Annotated in this window: 18 protein-coding genes; 10 read left to right on the forward strand and 8 right to left on the reverse strand. The window is 61.9% G+C overall.

Annotated elements, in window-relative coordinates; genetic code table 11:
• Positions 1–17: 17 nt before the first annotated feature.
• From ACIQUG_RS14280 to tauA, 5 genes are all read right to left on the reverse strand, one after another.
• Positions 18–1418, reverse strand: a complete 1401-nt coding sequence (locus tag ACIQUG_RS14280) for an NAD(P)/FAD-dependent oxidoreductase (RefSeq protein ID WP_402322630.1) — start codon at positions 1416–1418, stop codon at positions 18–20.
• Positions 1419–1436: 18 nt separating this feature from the next.
• Positions 1437–1817, reverse strand: a complete 381-nt coding sequence (locus ACIQUG_RS14285) for a nuclear transport factor 2 family protein (RefSeq protein WP_402323035.1) — start codon at positions 1815–1817, stop codon at positions 1437–1439.
• A gap of 117 nt (positions 1818–1934) precedes the next feature.
• Complete coding sequence (locus tag ACIQUG_RS14290) at positions 1935–2762, reverse strand: ABC transporter permease subunit (RefSeq protein ID WP_043615155.1); 828 nt, start codon at positions 2760–2762, stop codon at positions 1935–1937.
• Positions 2755–3567 carry a taurine ABC transporter ATP-binding protein gene (locus ACIQUG_RS14295; protein WP_043615157.1) on the reverse strand — a complete coding sequence of 271 codons (813 nt, stop codon included), beginning with the start codon at positions 3565–3567 and terminating at the stop codon, positions 2755–2757. Before ACIQUG_RS14295 ends, ACIQUG_RS14290 begins: the two co-directional genes overlap by 8 nt.
• A gap of 84 nt (positions 3568–3651) precedes the next feature.
• Positions 3652–4668 (reverse strand): taurine ABC transporter substrate-binding protein, encoded by a 1017-nt coding sequence (tauA, locus tag ACIQUG_RS14300; RefSeq protein ID WP_402322634.1) that lies wholly within the window; start codon positions 4666–4668, stop codon positions 3652–3654.
• A 159-nt stretch (positions 4669–4827) separates the two neighbouring features.
• Between tauA and ACIQUG_RS14305 the strand changes: the two genes are divergently transcribed.
• Both ACIQUG_RS14305 and ACIQUG_RS14310 read left to right on the forward strand, forming a co-directional pair.
• Entirely contained in the window at positions 4828–6324 is a 1497-nt protein-coding gene (locus ACIQUG_RS14305) for a PLP-dependent aminotransferase family protein (protein WP_402322637.1), read from the forward strand.
• 667 nt (positions 6325–6991) lie between these two features.
• The gene (locus ACIQUG_RS14310; protein ID WP_043621161.1) at positions 6992–8551 is read left to right on the forward strand and encodes an ABC transporter substrate-binding protein; all 1560 of its coding nucleotides are present in this window, start codon (positions 6992–6994) and stop codon (positions 8549–8551) included.
• A 110-nt stretch (positions 8552–8661) separates the two neighbouring features.
• Here the strand turns inward: ACIQUG_RS14310 and ACIQUG_RS14315 are convergent, their stop codons facing one another.
• Together ACIQUG_RS14315 and ACIQUG_RS14320 are read right to left on the reverse strand one after the other, a co-directional pair.
• Positions 8662–10059, reverse strand: a complete 1398-nt coding sequence (locus ACIQUG_RS14315; protein WP_402322641.1) for a family 16 glycosylhydrolase — start codon at positions 10057–10059, stop codon at positions 8662–8664.
• A 137-nt stretch (positions 10060–10196) separates the two neighbouring features.
• On the reverse strand, positions 10197–10805 hold the full coding sequence (locus ACIQUG_RS14320; protein WP_402322644.1) for a TetR/AcrR family transcriptional regulator: 609 nt from the start codon (positions 10803–10805) through the stop codon (positions 10197–10199).
• Between the two features lie 98 nt (positions 10806–10903).
• Between ACIQUG_RS14320 and ACIQUG_RS14325 the strand changes: the two genes are divergently transcribed.
• Both ACIQUG_RS14325 and ACIQUG_RS14330 read left to right on the forward strand, forming a co-directional pair.
• A complete protein-coding gene (locus ACIQUG_RS14325; protein WP_402322647.1) occupies positions 10904–11626 on the forward strand; it encodes an NIPSNAP family protein in 723 nt (240 codons plus the stop codon).
• A gap of 111 nt (positions 11627–11737) precedes the next feature.
• Positions 11738–11926, forward strand: coding sequence for a hypothetical protein (locus ACIQUG_RS14330; protein ID WP_043621173.1), 189 nt, complete (start codon positions 11738–11740; stop codon positions 11924–11926).
• Positions 11927–12021: 95 nt separating this feature from the next.
• On the opposite strand, the gene ACIQUG_RS14335 is transcribed toward ACIQUG_RS14330, so the two are convergent.
• Positions 12022–12999 carry a L,D-transpeptidase family protein gene (locus ACIQUG_RS14335; RefSeq protein ID WP_402322651.1) on the reverse strand — a complete coding sequence of 326 codons (978 nt, stop codon included), beginning with the start codon at positions 12997–12999 and terminating at the stop codon, positions 12022–12024.
• Between the two features lie 242 nt (positions 13000–13241).
• Here ACIQUG_RS14335 and ACIQUG_RS14340 point away from each other — a divergent pair, with 242 nt between their 5' ends.
• Genes ACIQUG_RS14340 through ACIQUG_RS14365 form a run of 6 tightly spaced genes read left to right on the forward strand, consistent with a single transcriptional unit; the run spans position 13242 to position 18933 of the window.
• Positions 13242–14264, forward strand: a complete 1023-nt coding sequence (locus ACIQUG_RS14340; RefSeq protein ID WP_402322654.1) for a LacI family DNA-binding transcriptional regulator — start codon at positions 13242–13244, stop codon at positions 14262–14264.
• Positions 14265–14298: 34 nt separating this feature from the next.
• Positions 14299–15255: a substrate-binding domain-containing protein gene (locus tag ACIQUG_RS14345; protein WP_205236507.1), complete on the forward strand. Its 957-nt coding sequence runs from the start codon at positions 14299–14301 to the stop codon at positions 15253–15255.
• Positions 15255–16058, forward strand: coding sequence for an ATP-binding cassette domain-containing protein (locus ACIQUG_RS14350; protein ID WP_402322658.1), 804 nt, complete (start codon positions 15255–15257; stop codon positions 16056–16058). Before ACIQUG_RS14345 ends, ACIQUG_RS14350 begins: the two co-directional genes overlap by 1 nt.
• Positions 16055–17053: an ABC transporter permease gene (locus ACIQUG_RS14355; RefSeq protein ID WP_402322661.1), complete on the forward strand. Its 999-nt coding sequence runs from the start codon at positions 16055–16057 to the stop codon at positions 17051–17053. Before ACIQUG_RS14350 ends, ACIQUG_RS14355 begins: the two co-directional genes overlap by 4 nt.
• Positions 17054–17058: 5 nt before the next feature.
• Positions 17059–18126 (forward strand): phosphotriesterase, encoded by a 1068-nt coding sequence (locus tag ACIQUG_RS14360; protein WP_402322664.1) that lies wholly within the window; start codon positions 17059–17061, stop codon positions 18124–18126.
• Positions 18127–18165: 39 nt separating this feature from the next.
• Complete coding sequence (locus ACIQUG_RS14365) at positions 18166–18933, forward strand: glutamine amidotransferase (protein WP_402322667.1); 768 nt, start codon at positions 18166–18168, stop codon at positions 18931–18933.
• Positions 18934–18949: the final 16 nt, after the last annotated feature.

The raw sequence follows: 18949 nt of genomic DNA on the forward strand, positions 1-18949 counted from the left end.
GGTATTATTTCAAAGTGTTAGAGGATCTCGTCGCGGAGGTAGTACCAGCGGTACATTCCCCATTGGCCAAGCCGTCGGAACGGCGTCAGAAGCCCGTGGCCCGGCAGGGGCGACGTGAAGATGGGAAGGTCGAGGCCGCCGCCCTTGCCGGCGACCATCTGCGCCATGCGACGGCCGGCCTGGGCGGAGTACATGACGCCGTTGCCGCCATAGCCCATGGCGTAGAACAGCCGCTGGCTCGGGTCCGGCTGGAAGATGCGCGGCATCATGTCGTGGCTGACATCCACCCAACCCCACCAGGAGTAGTCGATGTCGATGCCGCGAAGCGCCGGGAACTTGCGGTAGAGACCGGCAAGCAGCAGCTCGAGATGCTTCGGGTTGCTCGCGTCGCGTCCGGTAATGGCGCTGCGACTGCCGATCTGCACGCGTCCGTCAGGCAGCATGCGGTAATAGTGCCGCAGCGTGCGTGTGTCGGTGAGCGGGATGCGTGTCTTGAAGTTCAGCGTCTTCTGCTCGCTCTCGCTCAAGGGCCGGGTGACGATGGAGTTCGACAGGATCGGCATCAGACGGTGACGGGTGAGCGCATTCATCCCCGGCGAGGTATAGCCGGCCGTCGCAATGCAGACGGCACGCGCTTTGACCGTTCCGCCAGGCGTCGTCAGGTAATGGACGCCGCCCTTGGCGGTGCAGTCAAGCACCGGGCTCGACGTATGGACCTTGGCGCCCAGCTTGCGGGCAAGCTTGAGGTAGCCGAAGGCGAGCTTTGCCGCATGGATACCCATACCGTCGGGCTCGTACATCGCGCCGCGCGCTTCCTCGTCGCGGACGAAGTCGCGGTGGATCTCGTCGCGCGAGACCATACGGGCGCGGTAGCCGAAGGTATCGTTCAGGACGCGGACCTCGCTTTGCAGCGCCGACAGCATCTTGTCGCGGTGGGCGATATAGAGGTGGCCGCCGTCCTGCGGGTCGCAGTCGATCTCCGGCTCGCGAACGAGAGAGCGGAAAAGGTCGAAGCCCTCAGAGATCTCCGCGTGCATCTTGCGGGCAACGTCCACGCCCCAGCGGGCGATCCATTGCGAGCGCTTCAGCCGGCCGGCGGAAATTTGCGCCTGCCCGCCGTTGCGGGTGCTGCAGCCCCAGGCGACACCATTGGCCTCGAGCACCGTTGCCTTGATGCCGTGCTCGCGCGCCAGATGGATGGCGCAGGAGAGGCCGGTATAGCCGGAACCGATGATCGCGACGTCGACATCGATATCGCCCGTGACCGGACCATCGTCCTCCGGTTCCGGACCGGCCGTGCCGATCCAGTAGGTCGGCGCATAGTCCTTGCCCGTGCCGGGGCTGCGGGCATGGTTGGGATCATAGGCCGGATCGAACGGCTCTTTGGCAGGCTTGATAGGGGTGGCGCGCAGTTGCATGGCTTTCGCTCCAGGCCATCAGTAGCGGGGCTGCAGGACCGGGCGGTTCTTGCGGAACGCCTGCTTGCGCACGATCTTGCCGTCGCGGAAGGTGAAGAGGTCGCAGCCTTCGGCCTCGATGCGGCTGCCGTCGGCAGCCGTCCCGGAAAACGTCCACTCGGACACGCCGCGGTCACCGTCCACGAAGTGGCTGTGGTTGGCCCATTCGGCATCCGGCATCGATGTCCAGACGCCGCTGAAGGCATCGGCGATCGGACCTGTACCGACGAAACGGTTGCCGTAGACCTCGGGGCCGCCGACCGCGTTGAACACGCAATCCTCGGAAAAGAAGTGCATGACCCCACCGATGTCATGCCGGTTGAAGGCATCGAACAAGGTTTTGAGATCGGTTGCCGTCAGTGTCATGGTCCTGTCCTTTGGCTTGGTCGTCAGGCATGGCTTCGCCGGAGACGGGAAAGACCGTCTTCAAAAGGCCGCCAGGCCGTATTCAGTTGAAGTGTCGGAGGTGGTCGCCGGTTAGAGGCGGCCCTTCCAGGGGATCAGCGCCTTTTCGAGGTAGCGGATCAAAAGATCGAAGGCGAAGGCGAAGATGCCGATGATGAAGATGCCCATGATCACCGTATCGCTTTCGAGGTTTTCAGCGGCATTCAGAACCATGAAGCCCAGGCCTCGGTTGGCCGCGACCATTTCCGCAGCCACCAGGGTCGTCCAGCCGACGCCGATGCCGATGCGCATGCCGGTGAAGATCTCGGGCAAGGCCGCCTTCATGATCACCTGGCTGATCACCTGTCCGCGGGTTGCGCCCATCGCATAGGCCGCATGGATCTGCTCCGTCGAGACCGAACGCACCCCTGCCCTTGCGGCGATCGCCATCGGCGCGAAGATCGCCAGATAGATCAGGAACACCTTCGGGAACTCGCCGATGCCGAGCCAGATGATGACGAGCGGCAGGTAGGCAAGCGGCGGCAGCGGCCGGTAGAATTCGATGATCGGGTCGAACAGTCCGCGCACGAAGCGGTTGACGCCCATCAGTACGCCGATCGGCACAGCCGTCACCAATGCCAGCAGGAAAGCGCCGAAGACGCGGCCGATACTGGCGAGCGTGTGCTGCATCAAGGTCGAGTTCGAAACGCCGTCGGTCATCGCCAGCATGAACTTGTCCCAGACCGCCAGCGGCGACGGTAGGAAGAGCGGCTTGACCCAGCCGCCTTCGGTCACGAGGAACCAGAGCGCGACGATGACGACCGTCGTCGAAAAGCTGATGAGGCCGCTGTTTCCGTCTCCGGGCGCGCCGAAGATCTTGCCGGCCTTTACGGGCTTGGCGCGTGTCACTCTGTCAAGCATGGGCCACCTCCGGGTTGCCGGACGCACGTTCATCACCATAGATGATGCCGAGCACTTCTTCGCGCATGCGGATGAATTCCGGGCTGGACTTGATCGCGCGCGCATTGCCCTCGGCGAGGAAACGCTTGTTGAAGTTGAGCTCGTAGGTGTGGGTGATGCGGCCCGGGCGCGGCGACATGACGATCAGCCGCGAGCCGAGGAACAGCGCTTCCTCCACACTGTGGGTGATGAAGAAGAACATCTTGTTGGTGAGCTGCCAGACCTTCAGGAGCAGTTCCTGGATGGTCTCGCGCGTCAGGGCGTCAAGCGCTGCCATCGGCTCGTCCATCAGGAGCATCGCGGGGTCGCAGGTCAGCGCCCTGGCAATGCCGACACGCTGCTGCATGCCGCCCGACAGGTGATAGATCATGTGACGATGAAAGTCCTGCAGGCCGACAAGTGCCAGGTTCTTGGTGGCAAGCTCCCGCCGGGTCGCCTTGTCGACGCCACGCAGCTTGAGGCCGAATTCAGTGTTCTCCATGACGTTCAGCCACGGCAGAAGCGCGTGTTTCTGAAAGACGACGCCGCGTTCGGCGCCCGGGCCATTGACCTGGTGGTTGCCAAGCGTGATGTCACCTTCCGAAGGTGCCATGAAGCCTGCCATCAGGTTGAGCAAGGTCGTCTTGCCGCAGCCGGAGGCACCGAGGGCGACGACGAAGTCTCCGCTGTTGATGGTAAGATTGACGCCTTTCAAGGCGATGATCGCCTGGTCCGAGTAGAGGCCCGGATAGGTCAGACTGATGTTTCTGACGCTGAGTGTTTCCATGAGAAATGCCTCCCTGCACCTCGGTCACGGTCTATGATGGTGCGCCGGCCGCTCCTCAACGGCCGGCGCAATCGGCAGCTTAGCCTATTGTGCGGCCGCCTTGGCAAAGTCGGCGTTCACGTAAGGCGCATAGTCGTCGAGCGACTGGCTGATCTGCTTCTGCTCGACGAGGAATTTGGCGCTTTCGGCCAGCGCACGCGTGGCGCCGCCGCCAAGCCAGACCTCGGAGGCCTGCTCATCCGCATTCGGGAACGAAAGCAGACGCAAGGCTTCGACCGTGCTCGGACCATCGCCGCCGATCAGCTTGACGATGCCTTCGACCTGAGGCGATTCCTCGGTCCACGCCGCCTTGTTGGCGTTGTAGTCGGCATAGGCATCGGCCAGAACCTTGGTGAAGGCTTCCATGAGTTTCGGATTTTCGGCGGCCCAGGCCTTGTCCACCACCAGCCCGTCGAAGGTCGGGACGCTCGCGGCGCCAATCACTTCGGAATCCGAGATCGTCTTGCCGGTCTTCTGGATTTCCGAGAGCGCCGGGGGCCAGACATAGGCGGCGTCGATATCGCCACGCTGCCAGGCGGCAACGATCTGCGGCGGCTTGAGGTTCAGGATTTCCACCTCGCGCGGATCGACGTTCCAGACCTTGTTCATGCCGACCAGCAGGTGGAAATGCGACGTCGAGACGAAAGGCACCGCGACTTTCTTGCCCTTGAGATCGGCCGGCGTCTCGATGCCCGAACCGTCGCGGGCGACCAGCGCTTCCGACTGGCCGATATTGTCGAGGATCCAGAAGAGTTGGAGTTCGACGCCGCGTGTCGCGGCAGATGCCGTGCCGGTCGAACCGAGAACGCCGATCGGCACGTCGCCCGAGGCGAGCGCGGTGGTGATGTCGCCGGCCGAGCTGAACTGGCGCCAGTCGATCGCGTAACCGGCCTCCTTGGCGGCCGCGTCGAAGCGGCCGTCGGCGATGGCGGCCACGAACGGGCCGACGATCTGCTGGTAGCCGACGACGAGTTTCGTTTCGGCATAAGCGACGCCGGATGCGGCGAGGCTCGCGACAATGCTGGCCGCCGCGGCCAGTCGTCTGAAATGTCCATGTAGCATTCGTCTTCCTCCTCTTTGTTTAGTCCCTTTTGTTTATTCGCTGACCGTTTCTCCGGTCTTGTTGATGACGATAAGGCCGAGATCCGGCTTGCGTTATATCCAGTCTGGAAGTTGAATAGATCCAGTTTAACGTCGCCAAGGGGAGCAGGCGCCGTGCAGATGAACGTTTCAGAGACCATTTTTTTCATCGACCGTGAGAGCGGTATCGGCCTGCAGGCGCAGTTGCGCGAGACGGTCGTTTCGGCCGTGCTCGCCGGACGGGTGCAGCCGCGCGCGCATCTGCCGTCGAGCCGAAAACTCGCCGACTATCTCAGGATTTCGCGCATCACGGTGACGCTCGCCTATCAGGAGCTGATCAACCAGGGTTACGTCGAGGCGGTCAACCGCAGCTCCTATCGGATCTCCGGCAATCCACCGGGCATGGATGTGGAGGGGGAGCGCCCATCCGCCGGCTCCAATCCGGTCGACTGGAGCCGCAAGATCAAGATGAGCTTCGGCGTCGTGCGCCAGGTCGCCAAGCCGCTGGACTGGCGGCGCTACCCGTTCCCCTTCCTCTACGGCCAGATGGATCCGACGCTGTTCGATCTCAATGCCTGGCGCGACTGCGCCCGCCGGGCTCTGGCGCGCGAGGACTTCGTGCTGATGGCGAGCGACTTTGCCGCGGCCGACGACGTGCGGCTGGTGAACTATATCTGCTCGCGCACGCTGCCGCGCCGCGGCATCCACGCCACGCCGGACGAAATCCTCGTCACCGTCGGCGCGCAGAATGCGCTCTGGATCGTGACCCGATTGATCCTGGAGAAGGGCTCCGCCGCCGTCTGCGAAAACCCTTGCCACCCCGATATCAGCGCCTCGCTGCTGTTGAGCGGTGCGGATGTCACGACCGTCGATGTCGATGGCGAGGGCCTGTCACCGGATGCCTTACCGGAGAAGGTGGACGCCGTTTTCGTAACACCGAGCCACCATTCGCCGACCGGCGCGACCATGCCGGTCGACCGGCGAACGCAACTGCTGCAGGCTGCGGAAGAGCGGGATTTCGTCATTGTCGAGGACGATTACGAGTTCGAGATCAGCTACCTCGCCCCGCCCTCGCCGGCGCTGAAGGCGCTCGATCCGTCGGGTCGGGTGCTCTACATCGGCAGCTTCTCGAAGTCGCTGTTTCCCGGGCTTCGGCTTGGCTACCTCGTCGCACCTGCCCCCTTCATTCGCGAGGCGCGCGCGCTTCGTTCGCTGATGCTGCGTCATCCGCCTGGGCATCTTCAGCGCACCGCGGCCTATTTCCTCGCGCTCGGCCATTATGACGCCGTGCTCCACCGCATGCGGACTGAATATCACAAGCGCCATGTGATCATGGCCGAGTCCTTGCGCAGGGCGAACCTGAAAGTCGCCGGCTCCTCCACCTTCGGCGGCACGTCCTTCTGGATGGAGGGACCGGAAGGGCTCGACGCCGACCGGCTGGTCAGCGAGTTGCGGCAGGACGGCGTGCTGGTCGAATCCGGCTCGCCCTTCTTCCCGCGAAGCGACCAGCCCTGCCGCTACTTCCGGATGGGATATTCGTCCATTCCAAGCACAAGCATTGCCGAGGGCGTCGCCCGCGTTCGCGCCCGCATCGACAGTCTTTGCGGCGGCAACGAGCAGACCTTCATCGCAAAGTGACAAGTTGACCGTTCGTGGCTTTCCCTGTTGAGCCGAACGTAGCGGGCTGGTCAGTCTGCAGTCTAGATTGTCGCCATAATCGTATTCAATATTGTCGACAAAGACGTTGACAAATACTTTTAGCGTGCGATGGTGCCGCCTAGCAGCAACGAGCTAGGGAGGAGCAGGTTGATGCAAGGGCTTCAGAAGACAGCGTACTCGCACGTCTTTTCGCGATACCAAACATGCCCGCCTGCGCCGCCGGGCCGGCACGCCTGACATCTCCTCAATCGCTCGCCATTCCAGCGTCCAACACCGAACATTGGGCTTCTGAACCGCATCCATAAGCGGTGCAGAGATGTGTCCCTGTTCGAGTTGATGCCTGGCGTTGGCCATCGAACGACCGCTATCGACAACAGGATCTGGCGCTTCAAGCATTGCCAGGAGGCTTTCGCTTGGGCGCATCGCCATCCAAGAACGCCAGTTGATCAAGATCCCCGCATAGGCGCTCAAAGGTCTTTGCGGTGATCGACACGACCGCGAAGGTCATGCCCGCGCCAACGATAGATCATGCCACTGGCCGCCCCGACCGGGCGGCGAGACGGACGGCCTGTGCGCCGTTCTTGCCTCTTAAAAAGAAGATTCCCGTTCAAGGGGACCGGTGACCTCAACAAAGGAGAACAGCAGAATGCTCAAGAAACTGATCCTCGCAGCCGCCATGTCGACGGCGCTTTCCGCGGCGGCCCACGCGGAGACGCTCAAATGGGGCTCTTCGCGCGATATCTACTCGCTCGACCCCTATTCCTATGGCGACAGCTACACGCTGTCCTTCCTCAATCACGTCTATGAGGGGCTCGTCCGCTTTGACGCCGACCTGAAAATCGAGCCGGCCCTGGCGACTTCCTGGGAGACGGTATCGGACACCGTCTGGCGGTTCCATCTGCGCGAGGGCGTCAAGTTCCACAATGGCGCCGATTTCACGGCCGATGACGTGATCGCCTCGCTGACGCGGGTCAGCGATCCGGCATCACCGCTGCGGGGCAACCTCCCGGCCTACAAGTCGGCGAAGAAGGTCGACGACCGCACTGTCGATATCGAACTGACCGGCCCCTATCCGCTGCTCTTGAACGACCTGACGAACATCCACATTTTCGACGCCACATGGCTCGCCGACAACAATTCGCTGAAGCCGACGGATGTCGGCAAGAAGATTGAAGGCTACGCCACCTACCACACCAACGGCACAGGTCCGTTCAAGCTCGAAAGCCGCACGCCCGACAGCAAGACCGTTCTCGTCAAGAACGACGAGTGGTGGGACCCGGCGAAATCCAACATCGATCGCATCGAGTTCACGCCGATCGTCTCGGCCGCGACGCGCGTGGCGGCACTGTTGTCAGGCGAGATCGACTTCACGGAGAATGCGCCGGCGCAGGATCTCCCACGCCTTCTCGCGCAGCCGGACCTGAAGGTCATGGAACGCACGGACCTTCGCACCATCATGATGGGGTTCAACCGCAAGCCGAAACTGGCCGACGGCGTCGACAACAAGTTCAACGACCTGCGTGTCCGCCAGGCCGTCGCCCATGCGCTCGACACAGAACTTATCCAGAAGCGGGTCATGCGCGGCAAGTCGAGGACAGCGGGTGCGATCGTTGCGCCGGAGATCCCGGGATATGTCGAGGCACTGGACAAGGTCGTACCGTACGATCCCGAATTGTCGAAGAAACTGCTTGCCGAGGCCGGCGCCAGCGATCTCCCCTTCACGCTCGTCTGCACGAACGAGGCCTATGTCAACGAAGAGGAGCTTTGCCAGAGCATCGTCAACATGCTGAGCCGCGCCGGCTTCAAGCCGCAACTCGACATCGGCCCGACGGCGGCACAGGCGCCCAAGCGCACGGGCGGTCTGTCGGACGTCTACATCATCGGTTGGGCGAACGAGCCGATGCTCGACAGCTATTCTATCCTGCTTCAGATGATCGAGACGAGGAGCGACAAGGCGGGCGTCTTCAACTGGGGCGGCTGGAGCTATCCTGAGATCGACAAACTGATCATCCAGGCCTCGACGGAAATGGACCGGACGAAGCGCCTCGATCTGCAGACCAAGGCAATGCAGATGGTCAAGGACGAGATCATCATGCTGCCGCTGCACCAGCAGCCAATGGCCTGGGTGATGAGCAACAAGATCGATAAGGTCGCTCAGCTCGCCGACAACAAGCCGCGCCATTGGCTCACGCATATCGCTGAATAGCCATGTTGCGGAGCTGGAACGGTGACCGTCGCAGCTCCCCTTCACTACCAGATAGGCTCAGTCGGAGCCGGCAGCGTGGATGCTGCCGGCTCCCTTCGTCTCTTGTCCGTCTAGATCAGCCAGTCGGCGTCGAGCGCATATGCGTCGATGGAATCGATCTTTATCTCCGCCCCATCGTCAAATTCGCCATCGGGCGTACCGGCCATTCCGCCGACCGCGAGATTGACGAGCATATACATCGGCTCGTGCATGTCCGCCGGGGTATCGGCGCGGGCGATCTCCGTATCGTCGAAGTACCAGACGATCTCGTCTTCCGTCCAAAGCACGCCGTAATCGTGGAACCCTTCGGTATCGGCAACTTGCGCGCCGTCTCTGACGATCGTGTGCTCGCCGTTTTCGTTGGAATGGGCGGTGGTGATGACGGTGTTGGCGTCCTGCCCGCGCATTTCGACGACATCAAGCTCCGGCGGCCAGGAACCGTCGGCGGGAAGCAGCCAGAAAGCGGGCCAGGCGCCTTGATCGTCTGGCATGTCGGCCCGCATCTCGAAGTAGCCGTAGGTCTGGGCAAAGGACGAATAGGTCGTCAACATCCCGGACGTGTAGTCATAACCGCCGATCTCGGACTGGATCGCTTCCGGTGCACGTTCTGCGGCGATCGTTAGAACACCATCCTCGACCGAAAACGGGTTGGCGGATGCGGTCGGCCCGTAGCCCGGATTGATGTACCATTGCAGCTCGCCGTTTTCCGAGAGCGTCGCCCCCTCCTCCGGCGCCCACCAGTATTTCGCGTCCCAAACGCCGCTTGCACCGTCGGTGAGCTGAAGCGTGTCGAAATCGTCAGAGAAGGTCTGCGTCAGGCCGGACCGGTCCAGGCTCAACTGGAATTGGCCCTCTTGCAATTCATCGGCTGTCGTATCGGCCAGGACCAGGCTTTCGCCATCGTCGAGATGGAGGCGGAGATCGTCCCCCTCCTGGGCCGCATTCGCCAGCACCTCATCGAATGAGGTGATCCCGTATCCGTCGAGGCGAATGGTATCGTTGGAGCTGAAATCGGCGACAAGGTCACTGCCGTTGCCGCGCTCGAGCACGAAGGTATCCGCGCCGCCGGAGCCGATCAGCACGTCGTTGCCGGCCCGTCCATCGATGGTCTGGCTGCCGGAGCCACCGGTAATGATGTTGTCGGCCCCATTGCCGAAGGCGTGTCGGCCGTCACCGGTGACGGTCAGGTTTTCAAAGTTCTCCGGCAAGCTGTAGCTCATCCAGGTATCGATCGTGTCGATCCCTTCGCCGGGCGCCTCTTCGGCCCGGTTCGCCGATGAATAGAGGTAGTAGATGTCGTCGCCCGTGCCGCCGAACATGGTCACATCGACGGAACTGTCGCCCCAGATCGAATCGTTAGCGGGTGTTCCGTAGAGCGTGGACCCGGATCCGGTTGCCGAAAACCATGCGGTCGAACTTCCGCTATAATGGAGCGGTTGTCCGAGGGCGTTCATGGCAGTTCTGCTCATCGAGAAGTCTCCTGTTTACTGGAGTGCCCCTTCCCGATGAGCACCTCTAGCATCTCAAGTTTCCGCCCACACCCCCCAACATTTGCGGATAATCCGGAGCAGCGGTCTCCCCAAGGCGGGAGCCGAGCAGACCCAGCCTAGACGTATTTCGACGCGAGAAGGGCTGCGAGCTCCGCCTGACAGTTCACGAGCGGGTGCGTGTCCTGACTGGCTTTTGCCATCGCCATGGCGCCGGAATAGGCGGCGATGATGAGGGTCGCGAGGCTGTTAGGCCGAATGTCGGCGACGCGTTTCAGGCGGATGTCTTCGTGGAATCGCGCCGCCAGCGCTTTTTCCCAGGCGTCGAAAATCGCACCCAGTGCCTCCTGCATCTCGTCATCGTGCTTGGAGACTTCGATCGCCATATTGTTCAAAGGGCAGCCGGAGACGGAACCGTTCTCGGAGAGTTCGTTGATGATCTCGGTGAAGATCTGATCGATTGCTGCAGGCGTATCGCTGGAGGCATGCAGCGGTTCGATCCACGTCTGCCGCACCGCCTCGGCGACGCGGTCGCGGATTACAGCCAATCCAAGTTCCCGTTTGGCCGGAAAGTGGTGCGCCATCGCGCCCCCCGATACGGAGGCCTTCGTTCGCAGTTCCGACATTCCCGTCGCGAGGTATCCTTGCGTGACAAAGGCCTGATAGGCCGCATCCACGATCCTGCGGCGCACCGCTTGCGGGTCGTTGGTTCTTTTGTGTTCGCTCATGACCGTTACCTGAAAATCCGATTCAGATAATGCCTTGACAAAACAGGTCGATCAACCTGTTATTAAAAACAGGACAATCGACCTGTTTTGGAGGAATCATGAAACCGCACGCCGTTTACGAACTTCGCCGCTACCGACTTCATCCCGGCGGAAGGGAGCGCCTGATCGATCTGTTCGACCGCGAATTCGTCGACCCGCAGGAAGCGCTTGGAATGCGTGTCGAAGGTGAATTCCGCGACTGCGGTGACCCCAACGCCTTCGTCTGGGTACGGTCCTTTGCGGACATGGAGACGCGAACGGAGGCGTTGGCGGCCTTCTATTCTGGGTCGGTCTGGAAGGAGCATGGCTCTCTAGCCAACGAGACGATGCTCAACTCGGACAACGTATTGCTGCTGAAGCCTGTCGCCGGCACACAGCCGTTTGCTCGCAATCTTGCAAGGGAGAAGGAGACACGGTCGGCCAAAGGTCTCGTCACTGTGAACATCTGCTCGCTGGCCCCCGGCACGGAGGACCGTTTCGCCGCATTCTTCATCGCCGAGGCGCTGCCGATCCTCGAAGAAGCCGGCGCTCGAATCGATGCGGTTTTCGTCACCGAGCGCAGCGCAAATGCCTTCCCGAGGCTCCCCGTCCGTGAAGGCGAGACGGTGTTTGCCTGGTTTGAAATGCATGAGGACGAGGACGGCTTTTCACGCCATCAGGAGCGGTTGAGCAACGACGTCAGGTGGACCAGTGAGGTCTTTCCTCGAATGGATAGCCAGTGCTGGCGAAGGATCGAGGTTTCAAGGCTGACCCCTACGACGCGCTCGCTCTGCACCCTGTAGCCGTCGCTCATCCACTATGCCCCTGCCCGCATAGGCGATAACCGCCAGGAACCTATCCTGGCGGAACCAAACCGGCCTCCAAACGTTGTGTTGGGTTAGGGGAGGCACGGAATGAAACACACGGATGTTCGAACAGTCGACAACTCCCAGATCAAGCATATCTGGGATGTTGCGGATTACTGCCGGCGGACCGGTATTCACAAAACCGAAGAGCTGCGCCTGATCAAGGTGCTTGGCAGATACGCAACCAGCCACGAGCTTCAGATGAACATCGTGCGCGTTCAGACGCGTATCCGCTGAAGCGTCGACTTAGGAATTGCGCGAACGATCTCCGGCGTGGTCGGTGGTCGATTTCGCTTTTTGGCATTCGGAAATTCCTGAGCGTCTTCGGTAGCTTAGTCGACGAACTTGACGGTGACGCCAGGCTTGACCATCGCCGCCAACTCCTCCGCATCCCAGTTGGTCAGGCGAACGCATCCGTGCGATCCCGACTTGTCGATCATCGAAGGCTCCGGCGTCCCGTGGATTCCGTAGGTGGGCTTCGAGAGATCGATCCAGACGGTGCCGACCGGCCCGTTCGGGCCACCCGGCAAGGTCAGGACCTTTCGGTTGTCGCCCTGCTTGAAGTTGATCCTGGGATTGTAGACGTAGGGCGGCATTCGGGCGACGCCTTTGACTTTGTGCGTTCCCGAAGGAGACGGTGTCTCCCGGCTGCCGATCGTCGCCGGATAGGCCGCGATCAGCGTGCCATCGGCGCTAAGCGCCAAGATTTGACCGGTCCGCCGGTGTGCTTCGATGCGTTTGACCGTTCCTTGCCTCGGCGCCCCTGGGTTCACAACGGAGACCGTATCACCGACCGAGAACGCTGAAATCGGATTGAGTGCCTTGAGGAGATCGATATCCATGTGGAAGCGCTCTGCCAGCCTCTCGGCGACGCTCGTGTATCCGAGCTGATCCATCTTCGCCTGCTCGGAATAGTCTTCGGGAATCTCAGCCACCAGCCCTTTGACGTCGTCCTCGGAGATGACATAGGGCTCGACCACAGTCGTCTGGTCCGACAGTCGTCCGATGACATCGGCGCCCAGTTTTCCGTCAGCGGGCAGACCTTGCATGGTCTCGAAGGCGGCAATCGCCTTGGCGACATTCTCGCCGGCGAAACCGTCGATCACGCCGGGCGAAGCCCCTGCCCGATCGAGAAGAACCTGAAGCCGGACGATGGCGGGATCTGGCGTGTCCGAGGTCTCGATCTTCCGTTCCAGCGATGTGGGCGTGATCGACGCGCGGTCGATGGCTTCGGGCTGAAGCGTCTGGGCATTGGCCAGACCGGCGGGGGATAGCAGCATCAGCACTGCCCAAAGAACCTTGTTTTCCATGATCGCTCAATCGATCAGGGCGCTGATTTGTTCCCGCCTCGCAGCGCCAAGATGCTGTTTTCTCACGAGCAAACGGTATCGGTCTTTCGGTCTTTTCGCCGCCGCCAATCGTCCCAGATCCGTGGCCAGATACGCGCGCCACCGCCGCGTCCGAGAAAGTCTCTTGACAGACCATGAAACTCGAAATCTTATTGTAAAGCGTTTTAGTAAATCGGTTTACAACGGCAAGGGATGGAGCCAAGGTGACCACACGACGCGTCACAGGTCTGAAGGATGTAGCCCGAGCTGCCGGCGTTTCCGTAACGACGGTGTCGCGCCTGCTGAACGGATCGCTCGACCTGCCCTTCGAAACGAAGAAGCGGATCTCGGATGCGATCCGCGACCTCAATTACCAGCCCAACCCGCATGCCCGCCGGCTTAGCCGCGGTCGTTCCGATACCATCGGTCTTGTCGTTCCTGATATTGCCAACCCCTTCTTCGCGACGCTCGTGGCAGCCGTCGAAGAAGAGGCGGATACCCGCGGTCTTGCCGTCTCGCTTTACGCCACCCTGAACCGGGCCGGTCGTGAGGTCGCCTATCTCCAACTGATCGAACGCAATCACGTCGATGGCCTGATCTTCGTCACCAACCACCCGGATGACGGTCAACTCGCCACCTTGATAAACCGCACCGGCAAAGTCGTGATCGCCGACGAAGACGTCCCGGGCGCCCAGGCACCGAAGCTGTTCTGCGACAACGAGATGGGCGGATCGCTCGCCGGCCGGCATCTGGCCGAATTCGGGCATAGGGATGTGCTCTTCGTCGGCGGTCCCGAAGCGATGATCAGCTCGCGTCGGCGCTTCAACGGTCTTGAGCGGGCGCTGCGCGATGCGTTCGGCGACGATTTCCGGCTGTCAAAATACGCCGGCGATTACACCGTGACCTTTGGCCGGCAGGCGGCGAAACGCTTCATCGAGGAAGGCCGCCCGGCAACGGCGATCTTCGCCAGCTCGGACGAAATCGCCATCGGCATGATCGAGGTCTTCCGTGACCAGGGGGTGTCCGTTCCCGACGATGTCTCTGTCATCGGCTTCGACGATGTCGGCCCGCTGCATCTTTTCGGTCCGCCCATGACCGCCATTCGCCAGCCGGTCCGCGCGATCGGCGAGCGCGCCCTCTCCCTTCTTCTCGAAACAAACTGGCAGGGCAAGCAAGCTCTCGTCGAAGAGCTCCTGCCAGTCGAAATCGTCGTGCGGAAATCCGTTGCTCCGCCGGCGAAACGATAAATCACGCAATGGAGAACCAACAGAGGATGAGAACATGAACTGGAATTTGAAACGCAGGACCCTAATCGCCACGCTTGGATTCACGGCGTTGACGACCCTCGGCGCGGCTCTTTCGCCAGCCCTTGCAGCCGAAAAGACCTTTGCACTCGTGCAGATCAACCAGCAGGCGCTTTTCTTCAACCAGATGAACGAAGGCGCGCAGAAGGCCGCTGACGCTGCCGGCGCGAAGCTCGTCATCTTCAATGCCAACAACGACCCGGCCGCGCAGAACAGTGCGATCGAGACCTATATCCAGCAGAAGGTCGATGGCATCGCCGTCGTCGCAATCGACGTCAACGGCATCATGCCGGCGGTCAACCAGGCGGCCGAAGCCGGGATCCCCGTCGTTGCCATCGATGCGATCCTTCCGGAAGGCCCGCAGAAGGCGCAGATCGGCGTCGATAACGCCACGGCGGGCGCCGACATGGGCAAGTTCTTCCTCGACTACATCAAGGCCAATGCCGATGGCAAAGCCAAGATCGGTGTCGTCGGCGCGCTTAACTCGTTCATCCAGAACGTTCGCCAGGAAGGATTTGAAAAGACGATCAAGGATGTCGACGGCATCAGCTCGGCCGGCGTCGTCGATGGACAGAACGTGCAGGACAACGCGCTTGCGGCCGCCGAGAACCTGATCACCGGCAACCCCGACCTGACCGCGATCTATGCGACCGGCGAGCCGGCCCTGATGGGCGCGATCGCCGCGGTTGAAAGCCAGAGCAAGCAGGATAGCGTCAAGGTCTTCGGTTGGGACCTGACCGCCCAGGCGATCGCCGGCATCGACGCAGGTTATGTCACCGCCGTGATCCAGCAGGATCCTTCTGCCATGGGCGCCGCCGCCGTCGACGCTCTGAAGAAGGTCTCTGACGGCGGCAGCGTCGAAAAGACCATCGCCGTGCCGGTAACGATCGTCACCAAGGACAACGTCGAGCCATATCGGGCGATCTTCAAATGATGACGACTGAAAGACAGCATCCTCCCGCTGTCGCTGGTGTCGGGGGGGCTTTGCCCTCCCGCACCGGTGTCAGCCCCCGCGTGTCCCTCAAGGGGATCGTCAAGACGTTCGGATCGCACCAGGCGCTGCGCGGCGTCGACCTCGATATTTATCCCGGCGAATGCCTTGGCCTCGTCGGCGACAATGCCGCCGGCAAATCGACGCTGACGAAGGTCATCTCGGGAACCTACATCCCCGATGGCGGGACCATCACCCTGGAAGGCGAAGACGTCCGGTTCTCAGGACCTGCGGATGCGCGCAACCGCAATATCGAAATGGTCTTTCAGGACTTGAGCCTTTGCGACCACATCGACGTGGTCGGCAATCTCTTCCTCGGCCGAGAAATCAGCAAGGGACCATTCCTTGACACGAAGACCATGCTCGCCGAAGCACGCAAGATGCTCGACGCGCTGGAAATCCGCATTCCGCGGCTGACCGGCAAGGTGGCCCAGCTTTCGGGCGGACAGCGCCAGGCGATCGCGATCGCGCGTGCCGCATCGTTCAATCCGAAAGTCTTGATCATGGACGAGCCCACCTCTGCGCTCGCCGTGGCGGAGGTCGAAGCCGTGCTCGCGCTGATCAACCGGGTCAAGGCAAAGGGCGTCTCGGTCATCCTGATCACCCATCGCCTCCAGGACCTGTTCCGCGTCTGCGACCGCATTGCCGTCATGTACGAAGGCACCAAGGTGGCCGAGCGCGAAATCGGCAAGACCAATCTGGAAGACCTCGTCAAGCTGATCGTCGGGGAAGGAGCCAAGCAATGACGGCCTACACCGAACGCGCGAAAGGCTCGCCAGCGGCAGACTTCCTTTCGGAAAACGCCCAGGTCCTGTCGATCGCCTTCTTCTTCCTGGCGTGCATCGTCTTTTTTGCGGCCACGACCGATACCTTCATGACGCTCGGCAACATCCTGAACGTCATCCGCCAGGCAGCGCCGATCCTCATCGTCGCGGTCGCCATGACGCTGGTGATTATCACCGGCGGCATCGACCTCTCGGTCGGTTCGCAGGTCGCCCTGGTAAATGCGGTTGCGGCCATCGTCTTGGCGATGGGGTATCCCTGGCCTCTCGTCGTCATCGCGATGCTCTTCTTTGGCGCCTTCCTTGGCTTCGTGCAGGGATGGTTCACCGCCTATCAGGGGATTCCGGCCTTCATCGTCACGCTTGCCGGCCTGTCGATCCTGCGCGGCTTGGCGCTCTATCTGACGCAGGGCTATTCGATCCCGATCAAGGATGCTCCCGGCTTCTTCATGCTCGGCCGCGGCGAATTGCTGGGCATTCCGATGCCTGCCCTGATCGCGGTTGCGGTCGCGGTGGCCGGGTATGTCGTCATATCCTCGACCAAGTACGGCCGTCAGGTCGTGGCCGTCGGGTCCAACATGGAAGCCGCCCGCCGCGTCGGCATGCCGGCGAAATGGGTGATCGCTTCGGTCTATATGATCGCCGGCGTCGCCTGTGCCCTTGCCGGCCTCTTGATCGCCGCGCGCCTCGGCTCCGGCTCGTCGAATGCTGCCGTCGGCTTCGAGCTTCAGGTCATCGCCGCGGTGGTGCTTGGCGGAACGTCGCTGATGGGGGGCCGCGGAACGATCCTGGGCACCGTGCTCGGCACCATGACGATCGCGGTCATCGGTAACGGCCTCATCCTCATGCATATCTCGCCGTTCTTCACCCAGATTGTTACCGGCGCGATCATTCTCGTTGCGATCTGGCTCAACACCCGGATCTTCACCGCCAACTTCCGCTTCGGCGGCAAGAGATGACCGCCATGAGCAAGGAGCTGTCCGAAGGACATGTGCGGTCCGGCAAGGTGATGACGGTGAACGGCGCGGTCGGCGCGGATCAACTCGGCATCACGCTGATGCACGAGCATATCCTCAACGATTGCCGCTGCTGGTGGAACGCGCCGCAAACGAAGGAGCGTCAGTATCTCGCTGAAGGCTTCGTCTGCATAGAGATCCTCGGCGAACTGCGCCAGGACCCCTTCGTCAACAAGCATAACATCACGCTTGACGACGAACCCCTGGCGATCGCCGAATTGCAGGCTTTCGCGACTGAAGGCGGCCGCACGGTGGTTGAACCCACCTGCAAGGGCATCGGTAGAAACCCCCTCGCCTTGCAGCGGATCTCCAGGGCGACGGGCCTCAACATCGTGATGGGAGCCGGATACTATCTCGCTTCTTCGCATCCCGCCGAGGTCGCCGACATGACCGTCGACCAGATCGCCGACGGCATCGTCCGCGAGGCCATCGACGGTGTCGACGGCACGGGCGTGAAAATCGGGCTGATTGGCGAGATCGGTGTCTCCTCCGATTTCACCCCAGCGGAGGAGAAGTCCCTGCGTGGGGCCGCCCGGGCGCAGGTCCGGACCGGCCTGCCATTGATGGTGCACCTGCCCGGCTGGTTCCGGCTCGGTCATCGGGTGCTCGATGTCGTCGCTGAGGAAGGTGCGGATCTGCGCCACACCGTGCTTTGTCACATGAACCCGTCCCACGACGACTTCGCCTATCAAAGCGAACTCGCCGAGCGCGGGGCGTTCATCGAATACGACATGATCGGCATGGACTTCTTCTATGCCGATCAACAGGTGCAATGCCCGAGCGACGAAGAGGCGGCACGGGCGATCGCCAGGCTGGTGGACGCCGGCCACATGGACCGCATCCTGCTTTCGCACGACGTGTTCCTGAAAATGATGCTCAGCCACTACGGAGGCAACGGCTACGCCTACGTCCTGCGCCACTTCCTGCCGCGCCTCAAACGGCACGGACTGGACGACGGCGCGCTCGACAGAATGATGCGGGACAATCCCCGCTCGGTATTCCAAACCGGGGCCTGACATCGGCTCCCAACGCAATTCAAGACATACGGATAGACCATGACAAAGAAAGTGCTTCTCGTCGGTGAGAGCTGGGTAAGCTCCGCCACCCACTACAAGGGTTTCGACCAGTTCGGCAGCGTCACCTTCCACCTGGGCGCGGAACCGCTCGTCAAGGTGCTCAAGGACAGCGAGTTCGAGCTGACCTACATGACCGCACACGACGCCGTGGACCAGTTCCCCTATGAGATGGCCGGCCTCGACCAGTATGATGCGATCATCCTGTCGGATATCGGCGCCAACTCGCTGTTGCTGCCGCCGGCAGTATGGCTGCATTCGCGCACCGTTCCGAACCGCTTGAAGCTCATCAAGGCCTGGGTCGAGAAGGGTGGAGCGCTGCTGATGGTCGGCGGCTACTTCTCCTTCCAGGGCATCGACGGCAAGGCCCGCTGGCGCCGCACGGCCGTCGAAGACACGCTTCCGGTCACCTGCCTTCCCTATGACGACCGCGTCGAAATCCCGGAGGGTGCGGTTGCCGAGGTCGTCAAGCCGGATCATCCGACCATGGCGGGGCTTTCGGGCAGCTGGCCGCTGCTTCTTGGCGTCAACGAAGTGGAGGTTCGCGATGGAGCCGAGGTCATCGCCCGGCTCCCAGAAGACCAGGGCGGACACCCGTTGCTCGTGCTTGGCGGCTTCGGCAAGGGGCGCACGGCCGCCTGGACGTCCGATATCGGCCCGCACTGGCTGTCGCCGGCATTCTGCGAGTGGGAAGGCTACGGCCGCCTCTGGAAGAACATCCTTGCATGGATGACGGAGACGGCGCGCTAAGCACGGCGAGGACCGC

This window comes from Ensifer sp. NPDC090286 (assembly GCF_044769565.1).
Classification (GTDB): domain Bacteria; phylum Pseudomonadota; class Alphaproteobacteria; order Rhizobiales; family Rhizobiaceae; genus Ensifer.

Excerpts from the sequence above, each read along its gene's own strand:
- ACIQUG_RS14345 (WP_205236507.1), top strand. The coding sequence starts at position 14,299 with ATGAACTGGAATTTGAAACGCAGGACCCTAATCGCCACGCTTGGATTC.
- ACIQUG_RS14305 (WP_402322637.1), top strand. The coding sequence starts at position 4,828 with ATGAACGTTTCAGAGACCATTTTTTTCATCGACCGTGAGAGCGGTATC.
- ACIQUG_RS14325 (WP_402322647.1), top strand. The coding sequence starts at position 10,904 with ATGAAACCGCACGCCGTTTACGAACTTCGCCGCTACCGACTTCATCCC.
- ACIQUG_RS14365 (WP_402322667.1), top strand. The coding sequence starts at position 18,166 with ATGACAAAGAAAGTGCTTCTCGTCGGTGAGAGCTGGGTAAGCTCCGCC.
- ACIQUG_RS14355 (WP_402322661.1), top strand. The coding sequence starts at position 16,055 with ATGACGGCCTACACCGAACGCGCGAAAGGCTCGCCAGCGGCAGACTTC.
- ACIQUG_RS14315 (WP_402322641.1), bottom strand. The coding sequence starts at position 10,059 with ATGAGCAGAACTGCCATGAACGCCCTCGGACAACCGCTCCATTATAGC.
- ACIQUG_RS14310 (WP_043621161.1), top strand. The coding sequence starts at position 6,992 with ATGCTCAAGAAACTGATCCTCGCAGCCGCCATGTCGACGGCGCTTTCC.
- ACIQUG_RS14320 (WP_402322644.1), bottom strand. The coding sequence starts at position 10,805 with ATGAGCGAACACAAAAGAACCAACGACCCGCAAGCGGTGCGCCGCAGG.
- ACIQUG_RS14350 (WP_402322658.1), top strand. The coding sequence starts at position 15,255 with ATGACGACTGAAAGACAGCATCCTCCCGCTGTCGCTGGTGTCGGGGGG.
- ACIQUG_RS14280 (WP_402322630.1), bottom strand. The coding sequence starts at position 1,418 with ATGCAACTGCGCGCCACCCCTATCAAGCCTGCCAAAGAGCCGTTCGAT.
- ACIQUG_RS14335 (WP_402322651.1), bottom strand. The coding sequence starts at position 12,999 with ATGGAAAACAAGGTTCTTTGGGCAGTGCTGATGCTGCTATCCCCCGCC.
- ACIQUG_RS14295 (WP_043615157.1), bottom strand. The coding sequence starts at position 3,567 with ATGGAAACACTCAGCGTCAGAAACATCAGTCTGACCTATCCGGGCCTC.
- ACIQUG_RS14360 (WP_402322664.1), top strand. The coding sequence starts at position 17,059 with ATGAGCAAGGAGCTGTCCGAAGGACATGTGCGGTCCGGCAAGGTGATG.
- ACIQUG_RS14330 (WP_043621173.1), top strand. The coding sequence starts at position 11,738 with ATGAAACACACGGATGTTCGAACAGTCGACAACTCCCAGATCAAGCAT.
- tauA (WP_402322634.1), bottom strand. The coding sequence starts at position 4,668 with ATGCTACATGGACATTTCAGACGACTGGCCGCGGCGGCCAGCATTGTC.
- ACIQUG_RS14290 (WP_043615155.1), bottom strand. The coding sequence starts at position 2,762 with ATGCTTGACAGAGTGACACGCGCCAAGCCCGTAAAGGCCGGCAAGATC.